Raw genomic sequence first — 17,117 nt, forward strand, 5'->3', positions numbered from 1 at the left:
CGACCTGGACGAGCTGGTGGAGCCGTCGGGGGCGCTGGCCGCCGAGCTGGCCGCCGCCGCCCTGGCCGTGCTGGGCGGGCCGGTGGAGAGCTACGGCAAGGCCGCCCTGGTCGGCCTGGACGGCGAGCAGGAGCACGCCAACGCCTGTATCACCGGGGTGTTCGGGGACGCCCTGCGGCAGGCGGTCGGCGGCGGCAAGGCGTGGCTGCCGTCGGTGACCAAGCGCGTCCCGGCCGGAGCGGCGGTGGACATCCCGGTCTGCTACCGGGACGCCATCTGGGTGCGCTCCCACTACGACGCCGTGACCGTGGCCGTGCCGGACGGGCCCCTGGCGGGTGAGCTGGTGGTCGGCCTCGCCTTCACCAACCGGGGCCGGCTCAACGCCCGCCTGGGCGGCCTGGCCAAGGAGGAGGTCGTCGGCCAGGACGGCCTGCGGTGACCTGGGACGGCACCTTCGACCCGGGCGCCTTCGGGCCGTCCGGCGGCTCGCTGGAGCTGCGCAACCTGCGCGGGGTGGTGACCGGCCGGCTCGGGGAGGCGCCGGTGGCGGCCGCGACGCTGCGGGCCGAGGCTGGCCGGGTGGTGTCGGTCGGGGCCGACCCGGCCGAGGCCGACGTGGTCGTCGACGCCGCCGGGGCGGTGGCCGCCCCCGGCCTGGTCGACACCCACTGCCACGTCGTGTTCGGCGACTACACCCCGCGCCAGCACGCCGTCGGGTTCCTGGAGAGCTACCTGCACGGCGGGGTCACCCAGGTGATGTCGGCCTCCGAGGTCCACCTGCCCGGCCGGCCCCGCGACCGGGCCGGGGTCAAGGCCCTGGCCGTGGCCGCCCAGCGGTCCTGGAGCGGGTTCCGGCCCGGCGGGGTCAAGGTCCGGGGCGGGTCGCTGATCTGCGAGCCGGTGCTGCGCGAGCCCGACTTCGCCGAGCTCGCCGCCGAGGGCGTGCGCTACATGAAGGTCGGCTTCGGGGCCTTCGGCGACCCGTTCGAGGCCGTGCCGCTGGTCGGCTGGGCCCGGGCGGCCGGGTTCGTGGTCATGTCCCACTCCGGGGGCGCCTCCATCCCCGGGTCGAGCCCGATCACCGTCGACCACCTGCTGGCCATGGACCCGACCATCGCCGGGCACGCCAACGGCGGCACGACCAGCCTGCCCGACGCCGACCTTGAGCGGCTGGTCGACGGCTCCGGCATGGCCCTGCAGGTCGTCCAGGCGGGCAACCTCCGCTCCGGCCTCCTCCTGCTCGGCCTGGCCCGGGACCGGGGTCGGCTGGACCGGGTGATCCTCGGCACCGACACCCCCAGCGGCACCGGGGTCATGCCCCTGGGGCTGCTCAAGAGCGTCGCCGAGCTGGCCTCCCTCGGCGGGCTCGACCCGGCCGACGCGCTCGCCCTGGCCACCGGCAACGCCGGGCGCGTGCTCGGGGTCTCCGAGGGTGTGCTCGAGCCGGGCCGCCCGGCCGACCTGGTGCTGCTCCAGGAGCCTCTGGGCGGGACCAGGGCCGACCCGCTGGCCGCCCTGGCCGTCGGCGACCTGCCCGGCATCGCCGGGGTGGTGGTCGACGGGGCCGTGCGGGTCCTGCGCAGCCGCAACACCCCGGCCCCGGCCCGCGAGGCAACCGTCACCGGAAGGAGCGCCCCCCGATGGCCGAGGTGATCCCGGACACGCCCGTCCCGGCCGGCTTCCATCTCCGGACCGAGCAGCTGATCCCGGCCGGCCAGGCGGGCACGGTCCGCCTGGCCCGGGGCGAGCTCCTCCAGCTGGTCGACGTTGAGGGCCAGCAGGTGGCCGACCTGATGGCCTGGCGGCTGGCCGCCCCGGCCGAGGCCTTCTCCCCCGCCCACACCGTCTCCTGCCTGGCCCGGCTGGTCCCGCGCGAGGGCGACCAGCTGTTCAGCACCCGCCGCCGGCCCCTGCTGCGCCTGCGCCGTGACACCGTCGGCCGCCACGACCTGGTCGTCCCCTGCTGTGACCCCGAGCGCTACCGGCTCGACTTCGGCGTCGACGACCATCCCTCGTGCCTGGCCAGCATCCAGGCCGCCCTGGCCCGCTCCGGCGAGCACTGGACGGCCCGCGGCGAGCTGGCCTGGAACGTCTTCATGCACAACACCATCACCGACGACGGCCGCCTGGTCACCGAGGAACCCGGCCACGGCCCCGGCGCCCACCTGGAGCTGGAGGCCCTCGACCACCTGGGCGTGGTCGCCAGCTCCTGCCCCCAGGACCTCACTCCCTGTAACGCCTGGAAGATCACCCCGGTCGCCTTCCGCGTCTTCACCCCGGCATAGCCATGCCCTCCGCCGACCCGGCCGCCGACGTCGCCCTGGTCGCCCGGGTCCTGTCCCGCCTCGGCCTGGTCCACGCCTTCGGCCACGTCAGCGCCAGGGCGTCCGCGGGTCCGGTGGGGGGTTCCGCCGGGCCGGCGGGGGCTGTGGACAGCCGCGAGCACCTCGTTTCCGGGTCGGCCACGCTCCCCCTCCGGGGGGCCTCGCAGCCGGAGGCCGGGGTGCCGCCTGCCCCGACCCGCCAGGCCGGGTCTCCGCCGGTCGCCAGCCGGACGGTGTTGCTCACGCCGACCTTTCCGCCGTTGGGGGAGGTGGCGGCGGGCGACGTGCTCGAGCTCGACCAGGCCGGGCGGGTGCTGAAGGGGACGGCCGGGGTCGTGCCGCTGGAGGCGCCGCTGCACCTGGGCGTCTACGCCGCCCGGTCCGACGTGGGCGCGGTCTGCCGGCTGCACGGGCCGGCGGTGGCCGCGTTCGCCGCCACCGGGGCGGGGCCGCCGCTGCTGCACGGGTTCGGGGGGATGGTGGAGCCGGTCGCCTTCTGGGACGACCCCGACCTGGTGACCGGGGAGCCGGGCGCGGCCGGGGTCGCGGCCGTTCTCGGGACCGCCCCGGCCATGCTGCTGGCCGGCAACGGCGGCCTGACCGTCGGGGCCGACCTCGACCAGGCCCTGGCCCGCGCCTGGTGCCTGGAGGACCGCTGCCGGGTCGCCCTGGCCGTCGGCGGCCGGGGCCGCCCGCTCGCCCCCGAGGCGCTGGCCCGCCGCCGCCACTGGTACGAGGCGGAGACGGCCCGCCTGGCCCGCTGGCTGCGCCACACCGCCGGCCCCTGACGGGCCCGGGTCAGCCGAACCTGCCGGCGGCCAGGGCCTCCTTGAGGCCGGGGGTCGACCATTCGTCGACGACCAGGATCTTGGACGCCTTCAGGTACCAGATCCGCTGGGTGTAGCCGGTCTCGGGTTCGCCGGTGGTGGCGTCGACGCAGCCGATGCGCCACTCGCGGTAGACGGCGTCCTTGCCGCCGACCTTGGCCACGCCCTTCTTGGACGGCTTGGCCGGCGGCTCCTCGGCCAGTCCGTCGCGGTCCTGGGGGCAGCCCTCGACCCCGGCCCCTGGGTGCCAGACCTTGTCCGGGTCGTAGGGGGCGAGCTGGCTGGCGATGGCGATCTGGCTGGGGCCGAGGAGCAGGAACCCGGGACAGTCGACCCCGCCGGCGCTGCGCCGGCAGGCCCGGCCGGTCGCGACCTCCACGTGGTCGCCGCCGCCGCCGGCCCGCCAGCCCTCGGCGAGCCGGATGGTGAGGTGCCGGAAGGTCAGCGGCGCCCCGGCCGGGCCGGACTGCCCGGTGGTCAGCGGGACCCGGCCCGTGGTGGTCGGGATCGCCCGGGTCGTGGGCGCGGCCGTGGTCCCGGGCCGGGTCGTCGAGGTGACCACGGTGGTGGTCGGGACCGGCCGGGTCGTCGAGGAGTCGACCAGGGCGGTCCCCGACCCGCCGCAGCCGGCCAGGAACCCCGCAACCAGCAGCGCGACCGCCGCCCTGGAGCGCCGACCCGGCATCACACCTCGCGACCTTTACACCGGCTTTCCGCCGGGACCAGTATCGTCGCCGCCATGATGCAGCTCGACGCGCCCGGGCGCGACGTCCCGGCGGACCCGGCGACGCTGCGCCTGCCCCCGGCGGCCCTGCTGGTGGTGGCGGGCGTGCCCGGCGCCGGCAAGACGACCCTGCTGTCGCGCATCCAGGCCCCAGGGTCCCTGATCCTCGACCCGGAGCCGATCCGGGCCAGGTACCAGCGCCGGCTCGGGCGGGTCCCCTACCGGCTGTGGCGGCCGCTGGTCCACGCCGAGCACGCCCTGCGGGTCCTGGCCGCTCTGCCCGGCCCGTTCGGCCTGATCGTCCACGACACCGGCACCCGGGGCTGGCGCCGGCGGGGCCTGGTCGGCCTGGCCCGGCGCTGCGGCCGCAGCGGCCACCTGCTCCTGCTCGACGTCTCCGCCGAGGCCGCCCTGGAGGGCCAGCGCCGCCGCCGCCGGGCCCTGCACGGCGCGGCCTTCGCCGCCCACTGGCGCAACTGGCGGCGGCTCCGGGCCGAGCTGTTCGTCCCCGTCGACCCGTCCGGCCCCCAGCTCCCGGGCGACCCGGGCGCCGAGGCGTCCGGGCTCCGGACCGAGGGGTGGGCCTCGGTCCGGCTGCTGGACCGCCCCTCCGCCAACCGGCTGGGCCGGATCGACATCCCGCCGCGCTGACCGACCCCGCCGGGTGTCGCAGGCACGGCCGATCGGGGAGACTTCCCGCCATGACCGAGGTCTGGGCGGCCGGTGACGCCTACGAGTCGTACGTCGGCCGCTGGAGCCGGGCCGTGGCCGCCGAGTTCGTCGGCTGGCTGGGGCTGGCGGAAGGCGGCGCCTGGCTGGACGTCGGCTGCGGCACCGGCGCCCTGAGCCAGGCCGTGCTGTCGGCGGCCGACCCGGCCCTGGTCGTCGGCGTCGACCCGTCGCCGGGCTTCCTCGCCCAGGCGCGAACGCGGCTGGGAGCACATGCCCGGCTCGCGGCCGCCGACGCCCGGTGGCTGCCGGCCGGCGACGGCCGCCTCGACGCCGTGGTGAGCGGGCTGGTGCTGAACTTCGTGCCCGACCCCGGGCTGGCGGTGCGGGAGATGGCCCGGGTGGCCCGGGCCGGGGGGCGGGTGGCCGCCTACGTCTGGGACTACGCCGGCCGGATGGAGCTGATGCGCCACTTCTGGGACGCCGCGGCCGCCCTCGACCCGGCCGCGGCCGAGCTCGACGAGGGCCGGCGCTTCGGGCTGTGCCGGCCGGAGCCGCTCGCCCGCCTGTTCCGGGACGCCGGGCTGGACGGCGTGGAGGTGCGCCCGATCGAGGTGCCGACCAGGTTCCGGGACTTCGGCGACTACTGGACCCCGTTCCTGGGCGGCCAGGGCCCGGCCCCCGGCTACGCCGTGTCGCTGGACGAGCCGGACCGTGCCGCCCTGCGGGAGGAGCTGCGCCGGCGGCTGCCGGTCGCCGCCGACGGCTCGATCCCCCTGGTCGCCCGGGCCTGGGCGGTCGCCGGCACCGCCGGCCCCAGTCCCGACCCGGCGACCCGGCTGTCTTGACAGCGTGTCTCGATAGCTTTATAAGCCTTTTCTAAGACGTACGGTTTGTGTTGAGTCGTCCCGTTCTGGTCCGCCTGGGCCTCCGGTCTCCGACCGGGACGGCACGTGTCCCCCGACCCGTGTCCCTCCTCCGTCCCGACGGCACCCAGGAGGTGCGGCAATGTCGCCATCCCTTCCCCCTCGTCGCCGCGGGCGTGCCCGGCCGCTCGTGCTCGGCCTGCTCCTGGCGCTGGCCGCGCTCCTGGCCGCCCCGGCCGCCGGGGCCGCCCCGAAGGCCGCCGACCCGGACGCGGCCGCCACGGCCGACCGGCTGACCCGGGCCCTCGGTGCCCAGGCGGCCGGCGCCTACCTGGACGCCTCGGGCCGGTTGACCGTCAACGTCCTCGGGCCCGAGGCGGCCGCCCAGGTGCGGGCCGCCGGCGCCACCCCGCGGTTGGTGGCCCGCAGTTCGGCCCGCCTGGCCCGGGTCCAGGCGGCCCTTGACGCCGCCGGCAACGCCCCCGCGGGGGCCAGCTGGGGGGTCGACCTGGCCTCCAACGCCGTGCTGGTGAGCGTGCCCGCCGGCCGGGGCGCGGCCTTCGTGGCCAAGGCGCGGTCGTTCGGGGCCGCGGTCCGGGTCGAGCGCACCCCGGCCGTGCAGACCCAGGCCTTCTACGGCGGCCAGGCCATCTACCGGGGCGGGTCGCGCTGCTCGGCCGGGTTCAACACCCGCAGCGGCAGCGGCCGCAACTACGTGCTCACGGCCGGGCACTGCACCGACCTGGGCGGCACCTGGACCACCTCCAGCGGCCAGACGATCGGCCCGGTGGCCGCGTCCAGCTTCCCCGGCAACGACTACGGGGCCATCCGCATCAGCAGCCCGGCCGCCCTCGACCCGCGCGGCGGGGTGCTCGACAACGGCGCCTTCCGCGACATCACCGGGGCCAGCCGGGTCCCGGTCGGCTCCTCGGCCTGCAAGACCGGGTCGACCACGGGCACGACCTGCGGCACCGTCCAGGCCTACAACGTCACCGTGAACTACGCCGAGGGCACCGTGTTCGGCCTCACCCGGACCAACATCTGCACCCAGCCGGGCGACAGCGGCGGCGCCATGTACGCGGGCAGCCGGGCCCAGGGCATCACCTCGGGCGGCACCATCGGGGGCTGCAGCCAGGCCGGGTTCCGCAGCTTCTTCCAGCCGGCCGACGAGGCCCTGAGCGTGTACGGCCTGACGCTGCTCTAGACAGGGACCCACTCGACCGAGGTGGTCAGCTCCTCCAGCACCTCGGGCAGCGGCTCGACCCCGATCCCGGGGCCGGCCGGGACCTCGAGGTGGCCGTCGTCGAGCACGAACGGGGCGGTCAGGTCCTGGCGGTAGTAGCGGTCGGAGGCGGAGGTGTCACCGGGGAGGGTGAACCCGGGCAGGGCGGCCAGGGCCACGTTGGCCGCCCTGCCGATGCCGGTCTCCAGCATCCCGCCGCACCACAGGGGCACGGCCAGGTCGCGGCAGGCGTCGTGGAGGCGCCGGGCCTCCAGGTAGCCGCCGACCCGGCCGGCCTTGACGTTGACGATCCGGCAGGCGCCGAGGCGGACGGCCTCGACCGCCGCCCGGGCCGAGGTGATCGACTCGTCCAGGCAGACCGGGGTGGCCAGGCGCCGGGCCAGCTCGGCGTGGCCGGCCAGGTCGTCCTCGTCCAGGGGCTGCTCGATCAGCAGCAGCCCGAACCGGTCCAGCCCGGCCAGGTGATCGGCGTCGGCCAGGGTGTAGGCGGCGTTGGCGTCCACCTGGAGCGCGAGGTCGTCGCCGAAGCGCTCGCGCACCGCGGCCACCGGGTCGAGGTCCCAGCCGGGTTCGATCTTGAGCTTGATCCTGAGATACCCCTGGCCGAGGTAGCCGGCCACGCCGTCCAGCAGCTGCGGCACCGAGTCCATGATCCCGACCGACACCCCGGCCGGGACGCGGTCGCGGGTCGCGCCCAGGTGGCCGGCGAGCCGCTCCCCGCGGGAGCGCAGCCAGGCGTCGAGCACGGCCAGCTCCAGGGCCGCCTTGGCCATGCGGTGGCCCTTGACGAAGGCCGTGGCCCGGCCGGGCGCCCCGGGGTCGAGGTCCCCGGCGGCGGCCACGGCCGGGACCAGGAACCGGCGCAGCACGTCGGCGGCCCCGTCGGCGTACTCCGAGGAGTAGCGGGGCTCGGCCGCGGCCACGCACTCGCCCCAGCCCTCGGCGTCGGCGGTGACGGCCCGGACCAGCAGCACGTCCCGGTCCTGCTCGACCCCGAACGAGGTCCGGAACGGCGACACCAGCGGCAGGGCCACCCGCCGCAGCTCGACCCCGGTCAGCTTCACGGCTCCTCGGCCAGGTAGCGGTCGGGGTGGCGCAGGAACCCGGTGACGGCGGCGCCGGCGGCCATCCGCCCCCCGAGGGCGTCGCGGACCGCCGCCCGCCAGGCGCGGCGCCCCTCGGGCCCGAGGGCCTCCACGTCGGGCGGCAGCGCCACCGTCACCGCCGCCGCCGCGGTCTTGCGCGGCTCCGGCTCCAGGTCGGGGCCGACGGCCAGGGCCGGCTCGGCCCCGCCGAGGTCGCCGCCGCCCACCGGGGCCGGCCGCCGGGGACGGCCGGCGCAGGCGGCGGCCACCGCCGGGTCGTCCAGCCGCCAGGCCAGCAGCAGCCGGTCGCTGGCCATGCCGGCGTTGATGGCGTCGGGCATCTCCCCGTAGAAGTCCTCCAGGTAGGCGGTGGGCAGCGCCCCCAGCTTGGCCAGGTTGAACCAGGCGTTGCGGGCCACCAGCGGGTCGAAGGTCCACACGACCAGCGGCACCCCGCGGGCCAGGGCCCAGGCCCGCTGGTGCAGCTTGAGCGCGAACCCGATCCCGCGGTGCTGGCCTCCGGGCGCGACCCCGGTGATGTGCGAGTGGAGGGCGGGGTCGGGGGGCGCGGTGAAGAACCCGGCGCTGGCCCCGACCATCCGGGTCCCGGCGAACGCCCCGACCACGTAGCTGCCGGCGTGCTCCAGCGCCCGCAGCAGCCCCACCGTCATCGGCGACGGCTCCCCCTCCCCGGGCCGCCAGACGTCCTCGAACAGCCGCTGGGCCGCCTGCAGGTGCTCGAGCTTGTGGAGCTCGCGCACGACGACGTCGGCGGCCGCGGCCGCGGCCACGGCGGCCTGGGTCGCCTCCGGCGGGTCGAGCGGGTCGGGTCCGGACATGGTGAGCGGATGCTACTGGGTGGCCGCGGCAAACGGCGTGGGTTCCCACCGTATGCGCAACCATTCGCCCCTGCCCGCCTTGCCTGGTTCGAAGGTGGTCCTGGCCAGGCAGTGATCGGTGGCAGCATCGATGATCTCCGGATACCGCGACCATCGGAGGCGCCATGCTGCTGGCCCACCTGTCCGACACCCATCTCACCACCGGGGTGCTCGCCGGCCAGGCGGCCGGGCGGGCCCACCAGGCGCTGGCCCGGGTCCAGGCGCTGGACCCGCGGCCAGGCTGCCTGGTCGTCACCGGCGACCTGGCCGACCACGGCGACCCGGCCGAGTACGCGGCGGCGCTGGCGCTGCTCGGCGGGCTGGACCTGCCCGTCCACGTCGTGCCCGGCAACCACGACCACGCCGGGCGGATGCTCCGGGCGCTGGCCGGGACCGGGTACGTGCGGGCGGCGGCCGAGGAGCCGGACCGCTGCTACTACCGGGTCGACTACCCGGGGCTGCGGCTGCTCTGCTGCGACAGCAGCCTGCCCGGGCGTGTCGACGGGGAGCTGGGGGCCGTCCAGCTGGCCTGGCTCGACCGCGAGCTGGGCCGCGACCCGGAGGTGCCCGCCGTGGTGGCCCTGCACCACCACCCGGTCCCGAGCGGCATCGCCGCCATGGACCGGGCGATGCTGACCGACGCCGGCCGGCTGGCGGCCGTCCTGGCCGGGCACCCGCCGCTGGCCCGCATCCTGAACGGGCACCTGCACCGGCCCACGGCGGCCATGTTCGCCGGCTCGCTGGTCACCTCCGCCCCCAGCACCAACCGGCAGGTCCTCCTCGACCTCGGCCCTGGGCGGCCCCTGGCCTTCGTCGACGAGCCGCCCGGTCTGCTCCTGCACCGGCTGGAGGGCGGCGCCGCCATGACCCACCTGGTCCCGATCTCACATTCCGGGCCTCCGATCGGCGTGCTCTGACGGGCCGGGTCAGCCGGCGGCGACGCAGGGCTTGGTGAAGTCGAACTTCTCGGCCGTCGGCCCGACGAAGAAGTCCTTGAGGACCGAGGAGCCGAGCGGGGCGCTCTCGTCGGGCTTGGCGATCAGGGCCTGGCGGACGGCGGTCTGGTTGGGCTCGCCGTTGTAGGACTTGTCGGGCAGGGCGCCCTCGTAGTCGACGTTGACCTGGGTGACGGCGGCGCGGACGCCGGCGCGGGTCAGGTCGCCGTTCTCGACGGCCCGCTCCAGCACGGCCTTGAGGGGGTAGGACCAGATCCAGCCGAAGGTGTAGCCGTCGTTGGCCGGGGCCTTGCCGCCCGCGGCCTCCTGCATGGCCCGGTGGGCGGGGGTGTCGGAGCCCCACGGGCCCCAGGGCGAGACGAAGTGGTAGAGGGCCTTGATGGCCGGGGCGGCCTCGCTCTTGAGCAGGGCCGGGTTGTAGGTCGGGACCGACCCGATGAAGCGGCCCTTGTAGCCCTGGGCGGCGGCCTTGCCGACGATCTCGGCCATCTCGGCCGGGCCGGTGGCGACCATGACCACGTCGGGGTCGGATCGCAGGATCCGCTCGACGGCGGCGTCCTGGTTGCCGGCCTGGGCGTTGGGGGTGGTCTGGACGGCGTGGGCCTCGGTCTGGAAGTCGACCCCGTTGGCCTTGGCCCACTCGGCCACCCCGGCGGCCGAGTCGCCGCCGTAGTCGCCCGGGTAGTGGACGGCCATGACCGTGCCCGGCTTGCCGAACTCCTCCGACGCCCAGTCGAGCCCGTTCATGGCCTCGGTGCAGTAGCTGTAGCCGCTCTCCAGGATGACGTCCTCGAACTCCCACCCCGACCACCAGGAGGCGGGGGCGGCGATGATGTCGGCCTCCTTGTACAGGGGCAGGCCGGCCAGGGTCGGCGGGGTCCCGAGGGTCTGGCCGAGGGCGAGGATCTTGGGCTCGATCTCGCGGTACTTGGCCACGTGCTCCTGGGGGTTGTACTTGTTGTCGCGGGTGTAGGTCTCGATGTTGACCTCGTACTTGCCGCCGATGCCGCCCTGGTCGTTGACCCGCTTCCAGAACGCCTTCTGGCCGTCGGTGATGGGCACGGCCAGGGCCCGGAACGGCCCCTCGGTGAGGTCGGACAGCACCCCGAGGTAGATGCAGTCGCGGTCGGGGTTGCCGCCCGGGCAGGGCTCGGTGGTCACGCCGATGTCGGTCTTGACCCCGGCCTCCTCGCCCCCGCCGCCGGTCTCGCCGCCCTGGCAGGCGGTCAGCAGCAGGGCGAGCACGGCGAGGACAGCGAGGATCCTTGGTTTGCCGATGCCGGCCATGGGGCCTCCTTTGGCTAGTACGAGAACGGCCAGGCTCTCCAGTAGTTGCGGGCCCGCACCCAGATGCCGAACAGGCCCCTGGGCTCGGCGATCAGGAACACCACGATCAGCACCCCGTAGAGCAGCGTCTGGAGCTGGAAGGTGGTGAGGACGCCGCCGGTGGACTGGCTGGTGACGAAGGGCAGGAACCGGGGCAGCTCCTCGACCAGGCGGGGCAGCAGGACCACGAACGCCGCCCCCAGCAGCGACCCCGACAGGGTGGCGACCCCGCCGATCAGGATCATGGCCAGGAACTGGACCGACAGCAGCAGGTTGAAGCTGCCCGGCTCGATGAACCCGGTGACCGTCGGCAGCAGCGCCCCGGCGATGCCGGCGTAGAACGACGAGATGGTGAAGGCGATCAGCTTGTGGCGGGTCAGCGACACGCCCATGACCTCGGCGGCCAGGTCGCGGTCGCGCACGGCGGCGAAGGCCCGGCCAACGGCCGAGCGGGCCAGGTTCTTGGCCGGGACGGCCAGGAGCACGAGCACGGCCAGGGCGATCAGGTACAGCTTGATCTCGCGGGTGACCGGGTAGCCGCCGAGGATCTCGCTGCGCCGGCCCAGGTCGACCCCGAGCAGCTGCAGCTGGGCGGCCGGCCGCCCCACCCCGGGCCCGCCGGTGACGGCGGTGAGCTCGCGGAACAGGTGCTCGCCGATGAACACCAGCCCCAGGGTGACGATGGCCAGGTACAGGCCCTTGAGCCGGATCGCCACCGGGGCGATCAGCAGCCCGACCAGGGCCGGGAGGAGCCCGGCGGCGGGCAGCCAGATGGCCATGTCGAGGCCGAAGCCGAGCGAGCGGCCGTCCGGGTCGCCGGAGAGGACGGCCGCCGTGTAGGCGCCCAGGCCGAGGAAGAAGGCGTGGCCGAGCGACACCTGGCCGGCGTAGCCGGTGACCAGGTTGAGCCCGATCGCCCCGACGGCGGCCAGACACGCGGTCGCCCCCAGGGCGGTCAGCTCGGCGGTGACGCTGAACGGGAACAGCAGCAGCCCGGCCAGCAGCAGCCCGAGCCAGACCCGCTTGGCCGGCGTGTTGAGCGGCGCCTGGTCGCGCTCGTAGCTGGTGAACAGCTCGGGCCGGCCCCTCACACCCGCTCCACCTCCCGGGTGCCGAACAGCCCGTAGGGGCGGACCAGCAGCACGACCAGCATGACCACGTACGGCACGACCTGGTCGACGTTGGCCCCGGCCCAGGGGAACAGCCGTTCCTGGTAGGTCTTGGTGTAGGCCTCGGCCAGGCCGATGAGCGGCCCCCCGACCACCGCCCCCGGGATCGAGTCGAGGCCGCCGAGGACGATCGCGGGCAGGGCCTTGAGGGCGACCAGGGTGGTGGCCTGGCTGAACCCGGCCCCGCCGGTGGCGACCAGCATGCCCGCGACCGCGGCCAGCGCCCCCGAGATGGCCCAGGCGAGCCCGAACATCCGCCCGGCCGGCACCCCGAGGGCGAGGGCGGTCTCCTGGCTGGCCGCGGTGGCCCGCATGGCCAGGCCCAGGCGCGAGTGGCGCAGGAACAGCCAGAGCAGGGCGACCACGGTGGCGGTGACGGCCAGCTTGGCCAGGTCGGAGTGGAACACGACCACCCCGGCGACCTCGGTCCGCTCCAGCCCCCAGGGGTGGCCGACCTGGCGCAGCTCCAGCCCGATCAGGTCGCCGGCCACGACCTGGAGGACGATGAACACCCCGACCGTGACCATGGTGGCCGAGAACACCGGCTCGCCGACCATGGGCCGCAGGGCGATCCGCTCCACCGCCGCCCCGATCAGGGCGGTGACGAGCACGGCCAGGGCCAGGGCGGGCCAGAACCCCAGCCCCACGACCAGGGCGAAGTAGGAGGTCCAGTAGGCGCCCAGGATCATCAGGGCCGGCTGGGCGAAGTTCACCACCCCGGTGCCGCGGTAGACGATCACGAACCCCAGCCCGAGCAGGGTGTACAGCGACCCCTGGGCGAGGCCGCGGACGGTCGAGGACAGGAACTCCTCCATCAACGATCCCTCTGGTACATGCCCTCGATGAGGTCGCCGAAGGCCCCGGTGATGGCGGCCCGCTTGACCTTCTGGGTGGCGGTCAGCTCGCCGTCCTCGTGGTCGAGCTCCTTGGGGATCAGGCGGAACTTCTTGATGCTGTCGGCCCGGGCCAGGCGCCGGTTGGTGTCGTCGACCACCTCCTGGACCAGGGCCAGCACCTCGGGCTTCTCGGACAGGTCGCGGTAGGTGGTGTAGGGGATGCGGCGGCGCTGGGCCCACTCCCCGACCGTGTCCAGCTCGATGCCGATGAGGGCGGTCAGGTAGGGGCGTCGGTCCCCGACCACCACCGCCTCGCGGACGTAGGGGGAGAACTTGAGCGAGTTCTCGATCTCGGACGGGGAGACGTTCTTGCCGCCCGAGGTGATGAGGATGTCCTTGAGCCGGTCGACGATCTTGAGGTGGCTGCCGTCGACCCACTCGCCGACGTCGCCGGTGCGCAGCCACCCGTCGTCCCCCAGGACCTCGGCCGTCCGCTCCGGCTTGTCCCAGTAGCCGGCGAACACGCCCGGGTGGCGGGTCAGGATCTCCCCGGTCTGGTCGTCGAGGCGGAGCTCGACCCCGGGGTGGGGCTCGCCGACGGTGCCGACCTTGACCCGGCCGGGCCGGTTGGCGGTGGCCACGGCGCTGTTCTCGGTCATGCCGTAGATCTCGTGGATGACCACCCCGAGCCCGTAGAACCACTGCAGCAGCTCGGGGGCGATCGGCGCCGCCCCCGACCCGGCGAAGCGGCAGCGCTCCAGGCCGAGGCGCTTGCGCAGGGAGCGGAACAGGAACGGGTAGCCGAGGGCGTAGCGCAGCCGGGTCGAGCGGGTGTGGCTGCCGCCGTTGGCGACCAGCTCGGCCCCGATGCGGGCCGCCTGGCCCATCCACAGCCGGTAGTTGGCCCGCTTCAGCGGCGACGCCGAGGTCATGCGGATCTCGACCGTGGCCCGGACCTTCTCCCAGATGCGGGGCACGGCGAAGAACAGGGTCGGCTGGACCTCGCGCAGGTTGTCCTGGACGGTGTCGATCGACTCGGCGAAGTGGACCTGGGTGCCGGCGGCGGCGTTCTCCCACTCGGTGGCGATCCGCTCGGCCACGTGGCACAGCGGCAGGTACGACAGGGTGACGTCGTCGGGGCCGGGGTTCTCGAAGAAGCCGCCCTGCTCGACGAGGACCTTGATGGCGAAGTCGATGTTGGCGACGGTCAGCATCGCCCCCTTGGGCGGCCCGGTGGTGCCCGAGGTGTAGATGAGGGTGGCCACGTCGCCGGCGGTCACCTGGGCGGCCCGCTCGTCCAGGAGCCCCGGGTGCCGCTGGCGGTGGTCGCGGCCCAGCTCCAGCAGCGCCTCCCAGGACAGCAGCGCCGGGTCGTCGTAGGTGCGGACCCCGCGCGGCTCCACGTAGACGATCCGCTCCAGGGCGGGCAGCCCGTCCTTGACCTCCAGCGCCTTGTCGACCTGCTCCTGGTCCTCGGCCACCAGCACCTTGGCCCCGGAGTCGGCCAGCAGGTAGGCGACCTCGGCCGGCGGGTTGGTCGGGTACAGGCCGACGGTCATGGCCCGCAGGGCCACGGCGGCCACGTCGGTGTACAGCCACTCGGGCCGGTTCTCGGAGTGGATGGCCACCCGGTCGCCCGGCTCGACCCCGAGGGCGGCCAGGCCGTGGGCGGCCAGCTCGACCTGCTCCCAGTAGCCCCGCCAGGTGATCTCCTGCCAGATGCCGAAGCGCTTCTCGCGCAGGGCCACCGTGTCGGGGGTGGCCAGGGCCCGGTCCCGGACCCGGGAGGCGACGGTGGCCACCCCGGCCCGTTCGGTGACGGCGGTCATCGGGGCACCTCCACGGCCGGCTCGTCGGCGGCGGCCCGCGCCCTGCCGTACTGCTCGCCCAGGTAGGCGCGGATCACGTCCGGGTGGTGCTGGATCTCGGCCGGCGGGCCGACGGCGATGGGGATGCCGAAGTCCAGGGCCAGCACCCGGTCGGCCAGGTCCATGACCACGCCCATGTCGTGCTCGACCAGGATCATGGCCAGGGCCAGCTCCTCGCGGATGTCGAGGATGAAGCGGGCCATGTCCTCGGTCTCCTCGACGTTCATGCCCGACACGGGCTCGTCCAGCAGCAGCAGCTTGGGCTCCATGGCCAGGGCCCGGCCGAGCTCGACCCGCTTCTTGATGCCGTAGGGCAGGATCCCGACGGGCAGCTTGCGGTAGCGCTCGATCTCCAGGAAGTCGACGATGTCCTCCACGACCCGGCGGTGGCGGACCTCCTCGCGGCGGGCCCGGCCCAGCCACAGCAGGGCCGAGGCGACGCCGTAGCCGACGTGGAGGTGGCGGCCCAGGAGCAGGTTGTCGAGCACGGTCAGGTGCTCGAACAGCTCGATGTTCTGGAAGGTGCGGGCCATGCCGGCGCGGGCGATGCGGTCCGGCTTGACCCCGACCAGGTCGCGGCCGGCGAAGCGGATGGCGCCCTGCTGGGGCCGGTACAGGCCCGACAGGCAGTTGAACAGCGAGGTCTTGCCGGCGCCGTTGGGGCCGATGACGGCGAACAGCTCGTGGGGCTGGACCTCGAACGACACCGCCCGCAGGGCCCGGATGCCGGCGAAGCTGAGGTGGAGGTCGTCGACCTCGAGCAGGGGGCCGGTCACGACAGCCACCGCTTGCGCCGCCGGTAGTGCTTGACGTCCCGGAACGAGCGGGCGTGGCCGCCGGCGTGCAGGCCCAGGTAGAACTCGCGCACGTCCTCGTCCTGGGCCAGCACGGCCGCCGGCTTGTCCAGGACCAGCTTGCCGACCTCCATGACGTAGCCGTGACCGGCGATGGACAGGGCCATGCTGGCGTTCTGCTCGACCAGGAGCACGGCCGTGCCCTGGCGGTTGACCTCGAGCAGGAGGTCGCGGATCTGGGCCACGACCAGCGGGGCCAGGCCGAGGCTGGGCTCGTCCAGCAGCAGGTAGCGGGGGCTGGTCATGAGCGCCCGGCCGATGGCCAGCATCTGCTGCTCCCCGCCCGACAGGTAGCCGGCGACCTGGCCCCGGCGCTCCTTGAGCAGCGGGAACAGGCCGTACACGCGGTCCAGCCCCTCGGCCAGCTGCTTGGGCTTCGGATAGCCGCCGACGCGCAGGTTCTCCTCCACGCTGAGCTCGGCGAACACCCGCCGGCCCTCCATCACCTGGCCGATGCCGGCCCGCACGATCTCGGGGGCCTCCAGCCGGTCGATGCGCCGGCCGTCGAGGGAGACCCGCCCCTTGGTGATCTCGCCCCGGTGCAGGCCGAGCAGGCCGGTGACGGCCCGCAGGGTGGTGGTCTTGCCGGCGCCGTTGGCGCCGAGGAGGGCGACGATGGCGCCGTCGGGCACCGTGAGGCTGACCCCCTTGAGGACCAGCAGGACGTCGTCGTAGACGACTTCCAGGTTCTCCACGGCGAGCATCGGCGCATCGGCCTCCCACCTGTTCCTGGATTGGTAGATAACCGGCACAAGTGCACATGTCAATCAGCAACACGGTGCGGACGCGCCCGGGCGGATGACAGCGACCCCGAGGCGGGCGACACTGCCGGTCATGGAGCGATCCGCGCGCCTGCCGAGCTGGGCGGGACGCCGGCCGTGGACCGGCGACGTCCTGCTGGCCGCCGGGCTGGCCGCCTTCGGGTCTACGGCACCCTTGGCGCGGCCGGCAACCAGCCGACCAGCTCCCCCGCCTCCTGCCCGCCTTCGGGTTGCTGCTGGGGGTGCCGCTGTGGGCCGGGTGGGCGGCCGGCGTCCGGGGCCGGCGTGGCCCTGCACGTCCTCGACCGGCGGCCCGAGGAGGCCCGGGCGGCCCTGAGGCGATCCGCCAGGGCAGCGCCGGGGCGATGCAGGAGCTCCGGGCCGCCCTCGGGGTCCTGCGCGACCCCGGCGGCCGGCCGGCGCGGGCGCCCGCGCCCGGCCTGGGCCAGCTGGCCGAGCTGGTCGCCGGGGTCGCCGGGGCCGGCCGGACCGTGGAGGTGGTCGTCGAGGGCGACCCGGGCGAGCTCCCGCCAGCGGCCGACCTGGCCGCCTACCGGGTGGTCCAGGAGTCCCTGACCAACGTGGTCAAGCACGCCGGCCCGGCCACGGCCACGGTCCGGGTCGCCTACGAGCCCGGGCAGGTGACGGTGGAGGTCACCGATAACGGCATGGAGTTGGCCTCTGACGGCATGGAGTCGGCCTCCGGCTGACGGGCAACAGACCCCGACCCG

The 17,117-nt window shown here is 75.0% G+C and carries 18 protein-coding genes; 9 read left to right on the forward strand and 9 right to left on the reverse strand.

Annotation, left to right across the window (positions count from 1 at the left end; all coding sequences use genetic code 11):
• The 4 genes from VF468_14430 to VF468_14445 all read left to right on the forward strand — a co-directional run.
• Positions 1–439, forward strand: a 439-nt coding sequence (locus tag VF468_14430) for an amino acid synthesis family protein (protein HEX5879490.1), incomplete at its 5' end; no start/stop codon positions are given.
• Complete coding sequence (locus VF468_14435; GenBank protein HEX5879491.1) at positions 436–1,653, forward strand: amidohydrolase family protein; 1,218 nt, start codon at positions 436–438, stop codon at positions 1,651–1,653. The genes VF468_14430 and VF468_14435, both read left to right, overlap by 4 nt.
• A complete protein-coding gene (locus VF468_14440; protein HEX5879492.1) occupies positions 1,641–2,285 on the forward strand; it encodes an urea carboxylase-associated family protein in 645 nt (214 codons plus the stop codon). Before VF468_14435 ends, VF468_14440 begins: the two co-directional genes overlap by 13 nt.
• A 2-nt stretch (positions 2,286–2,287) precedes the next feature.
• Positions 2,288–3,112, forward strand: coding sequence for a class II aldolase/adducin family protein (locus VF468_14445; protein HEX5879493.1), 825 nt, complete (start codon positions 2,288–2,290; stop codon positions 3,110–3,112).
• Positions 3,113–3,122: 10 nt separating this feature from the next.
• Here the strand turns inward: VF468_14445 and VF468_14450 are convergent, their stop codons facing one another.
• The gene (locus VF468_14450) at positions 3,123–3,836 is read right to left on the reverse strand and encodes a hypothetical protein (GenBank protein ID HEX5879494.1); all 714 of its coding nucleotides are present in this window, start codon (positions 3,834–3,836) and stop codon (positions 3,123–3,125) included.
• A gap of 54 nt (positions 3,837–3,890) precedes the next feature.
• On the opposite strand from VF468_14450, the gene VF468_14455 reads away from it, so the two are divergent.
• The 3 genes from VF468_14455 to VF468_14465 all read left to right on the forward strand — a co-directional run bounded on the left by VF468_14455 (position 3,891) and on the right by VF468_14465 (position 6,614).
• On the forward strand, positions 3,891–4,526 hold the full coding sequence (locus VF468_14455) for an AAA family ATPase (GenBank protein ID HEX5879495.1): 636 nt from the start codon (positions 3,891–3,893) through the stop codon (positions 4,524–4,526).
• Positions 4,527–4,576: 50 nt separating this feature from the next.
• Positions 4,577–5,392, forward strand: coding sequence for a methyltransferase domain-containing protein (locus tag VF468_14460; protein ID HEX5879496.1), 816 nt, complete (start codon positions 4,577–4,579; stop codon positions 5,390–5,392).
• Between the two features lie 160 nt (positions 5,393–5,552).
• A complete protein-coding gene (locus tag VF468_14465; GenBank protein HEX5879497.1) occupies positions 5,553–6,614 on the forward strand; it encodes a S1 family peptidase in 1,062 nt (353 codons plus the stop codon).
• On the opposite strand, the gene menC is transcribed toward VF468_14465, so the two are convergent.
• Positions 6,611–7,717: an o-succinylbenzoate synthase gene (gene menC, locus VF468_14470; GenBank protein ID HEX5879498.1), complete on the reverse strand. Its 1,107-nt coding sequence runs from the start codon at positions 7,715–7,717 to the stop codon at positions 6,611–6,613. The genes VF468_14465 and menC overlap by 4 nt on opposite strands.
• Positions 7,714–8,577 (reverse strand): GNAT family N-acetyltransferase, encoded by an 864-nt coding sequence (locus VF468_14475; GenBank protein HEX5879499.1) that lies wholly within the window; start codon positions 8,575–8,577, stop codon positions 7,714–7,716. Before VF468_14475 ends, menC begins: the two co-directional genes overlap by 4 nt.
• Positions 8,578–8,741: 164 nt before the next feature.
• Between VF468_14475 and VF468_14480 the strand changes: the two genes are divergently transcribed.
• Positions 8,742–9,533: a phosphodiesterase gene (locus VF468_14480; protein ID HEX5879500.1), complete on the forward strand. Its 792-nt coding sequence runs from the start codon at positions 8,742–8,744 to the stop codon at positions 9,531–9,533.
• A 9-nt stretch (positions 9,534–9,542) separates the two neighbouring features.
• Here the strand turns inward: VF468_14480 and VF468_14485 are convergent, their stop codons facing one another.
• Genes VF468_14485 through VF468_14510 form a run of 6 tightly spaced genes read right to left on the reverse strand, consistent with a single transcriptional unit; the run spans position 9,543 to position 16,329 of the window.
• Positions 9,543–10,859 (reverse strand): ABC transporter substrate-binding protein, encoded by a 1,317-nt coding sequence (locus VF468_14485; GenBank protein HEX5879501.1) that lies wholly within the window; start codon positions 10,857–10,859, stop codon positions 9,543–9,545.
• Between the two features lie 14 nt (positions 10,860–10,873).
• Positions 10,874–11,989: a branched-chain amino acid ABC transporter permease gene (locus VF468_14490; protein HEX5879502.1), complete on the reverse strand. Its 1,116-nt coding sequence runs from the start codon at positions 11,987–11,989 to the stop codon at positions 10,874–10,876.
• Positions 11,986–12,882: a branched-chain amino acid ABC transporter permease gene (locus VF468_14495; GenBank protein ID HEX5879503.1), complete on the reverse strand. Its 897-nt coding sequence runs from the start codon at positions 12,880–12,882 to the stop codon at positions 11,986–11,988. Before VF468_14495 ends, VF468_14490 begins: the two co-directional genes overlap by 4 nt.
• Positions 12,882–14,732 carry an AMP-binding protein gene (locus VF468_14500; GenBank protein HEX5879504.1) on the reverse strand — a complete coding sequence of 617 codons (1,851 nt, stop codon included), beginning with the start codon at positions 14,730–14,732 and terminating at the stop codon, positions 12,882–12,884. Before VF468_14500 ends, VF468_14495 begins: the two co-directional genes overlap by 1 nt.
• Positions 14,729–15,547 carry an ABC transporter ATP-binding protein gene (locus VF468_14505; GenBank protein HEX5879505.1) on the reverse strand — a complete coding sequence of 273 codons (819 nt, stop codon included), beginning with the start codon at positions 15,545–15,547 and terminating at the stop codon, positions 14,729–14,731. Before VF468_14505 ends, VF468_14500 begins: the two co-directional genes overlap by 4 nt.
• Positions 15,544–16,329, reverse strand: a complete 786-nt coding sequence (locus VF468_14510) for an ABC transporter ATP-binding protein (GenBank protein HEX5879506.1) — start codon at positions 16,327–16,329, stop codon at positions 15,544–15,546. Before VF468_14510 ends, VF468_14505 begins: the two co-directional genes overlap by 4 nt.
• 287 nt (positions 16,330–16,616) lie before the next feature.
• Between VF468_14510 and VF468_14515 the strand changes: the two genes are divergently transcribed.
• On the forward strand, positions 16,617–17,096 hold the full coding sequence (locus VF468_14515) for an ATP-binding protein (protein ID HEX5879507.1): 480 nt from the start codon (positions 16,617–16,619) through the stop codon (positions 17,094–17,096).
• Positions 17,097–17,117 lie beyond the last annotated feature (21 nt).

The organism is Actinomycetota bacterium (assembly GCA_036280995.1).
In the GTDB taxonomy this organism is placed as follows: domain Bacteria; phylum Actinomycetota; class CALGFH01; order CALGFH01; family CALGFH01; genus CALGFH01.

Coding starts and splice junctions, on each gene's coding strand:
- VF468_14475 (HEX5879499.1), bottom strand. CDS start 8,577: ATGTCCGGACCCGACCCGCTCGACCCGCCGGAGGCGACCCAGGCCGCC.
- VF468_14445 (HEX5879493.1), top strand. CDS start 2,288: ATGCCCTCCGCCGACCCGGCCGCCGACGTCGCCCTGGTCGCCCGGGTC.
- VF468_14510 (HEX5879506.1), bottom strand. CDS start 16,329: ATGCTCGCCGTGGAGAACCTGGAAGTCGTCTACGACGACGTCCTGCTG.
- VF468_14500 (HEX5879504.1), bottom strand. CDS start 14,732: ATGACCGCCGTCACCGAACGGGCCGGGGTGGCCACCGTCGCCTCCCGG.
- VF468_14495 (HEX5879503.1), bottom strand. CDS start 12,882: ATGGAGGAGTTCCTGTCCTCGACCGTCCGCGGCCTCGCCCAGGGGTCG.
- VF468_14455 (HEX5879495.1), top strand. CDS start 3,891: ATGATGCAGCTCGACGCGCCCGGGCGCGACGTCCCGGCGGACCCGGCG.
- VF468_14465 (HEX5879497.1), top strand. CDS start 5,553: ATGTCGCCATCCCTTCCCCCTCGTCGCCGCGGGCGTGCCCGGCCGCTC.
- VF468_14440 (HEX5879492.1), top strand. CDS start 1,641: ATGGCCGAGGTGATCCCGGACACGCCCGTCCCGGCCGGCTTCCATCTC.
- VF468_14485 (HEX5879501.1), bottom strand. CDS start 10,859: ATGGCCGGCATCGGCAAACCAAGGATCCTCGCTGTCCTCGCCGTGCTC.
- VF468_14480 (HEX5879500.1), top strand. CDS start 8,742: ATGCTGCTGGCCCACCTGTCCGACACCCATCTCACCACCGGGGTGCTC.
- VF468_14460 (HEX5879496.1), top strand. CDS start 4,577: ATGACCGAGGTCTGGGCGGCCGGTGACGCCTACGAGTCGTACGTCGGC.
- VF468_14450 (HEX5879494.1), bottom strand. CDS start 3,836: ATGCCGGGTCGGCGCTCCAGGGCGGCGGTCGCGCTGCTGGTTGCGGGG.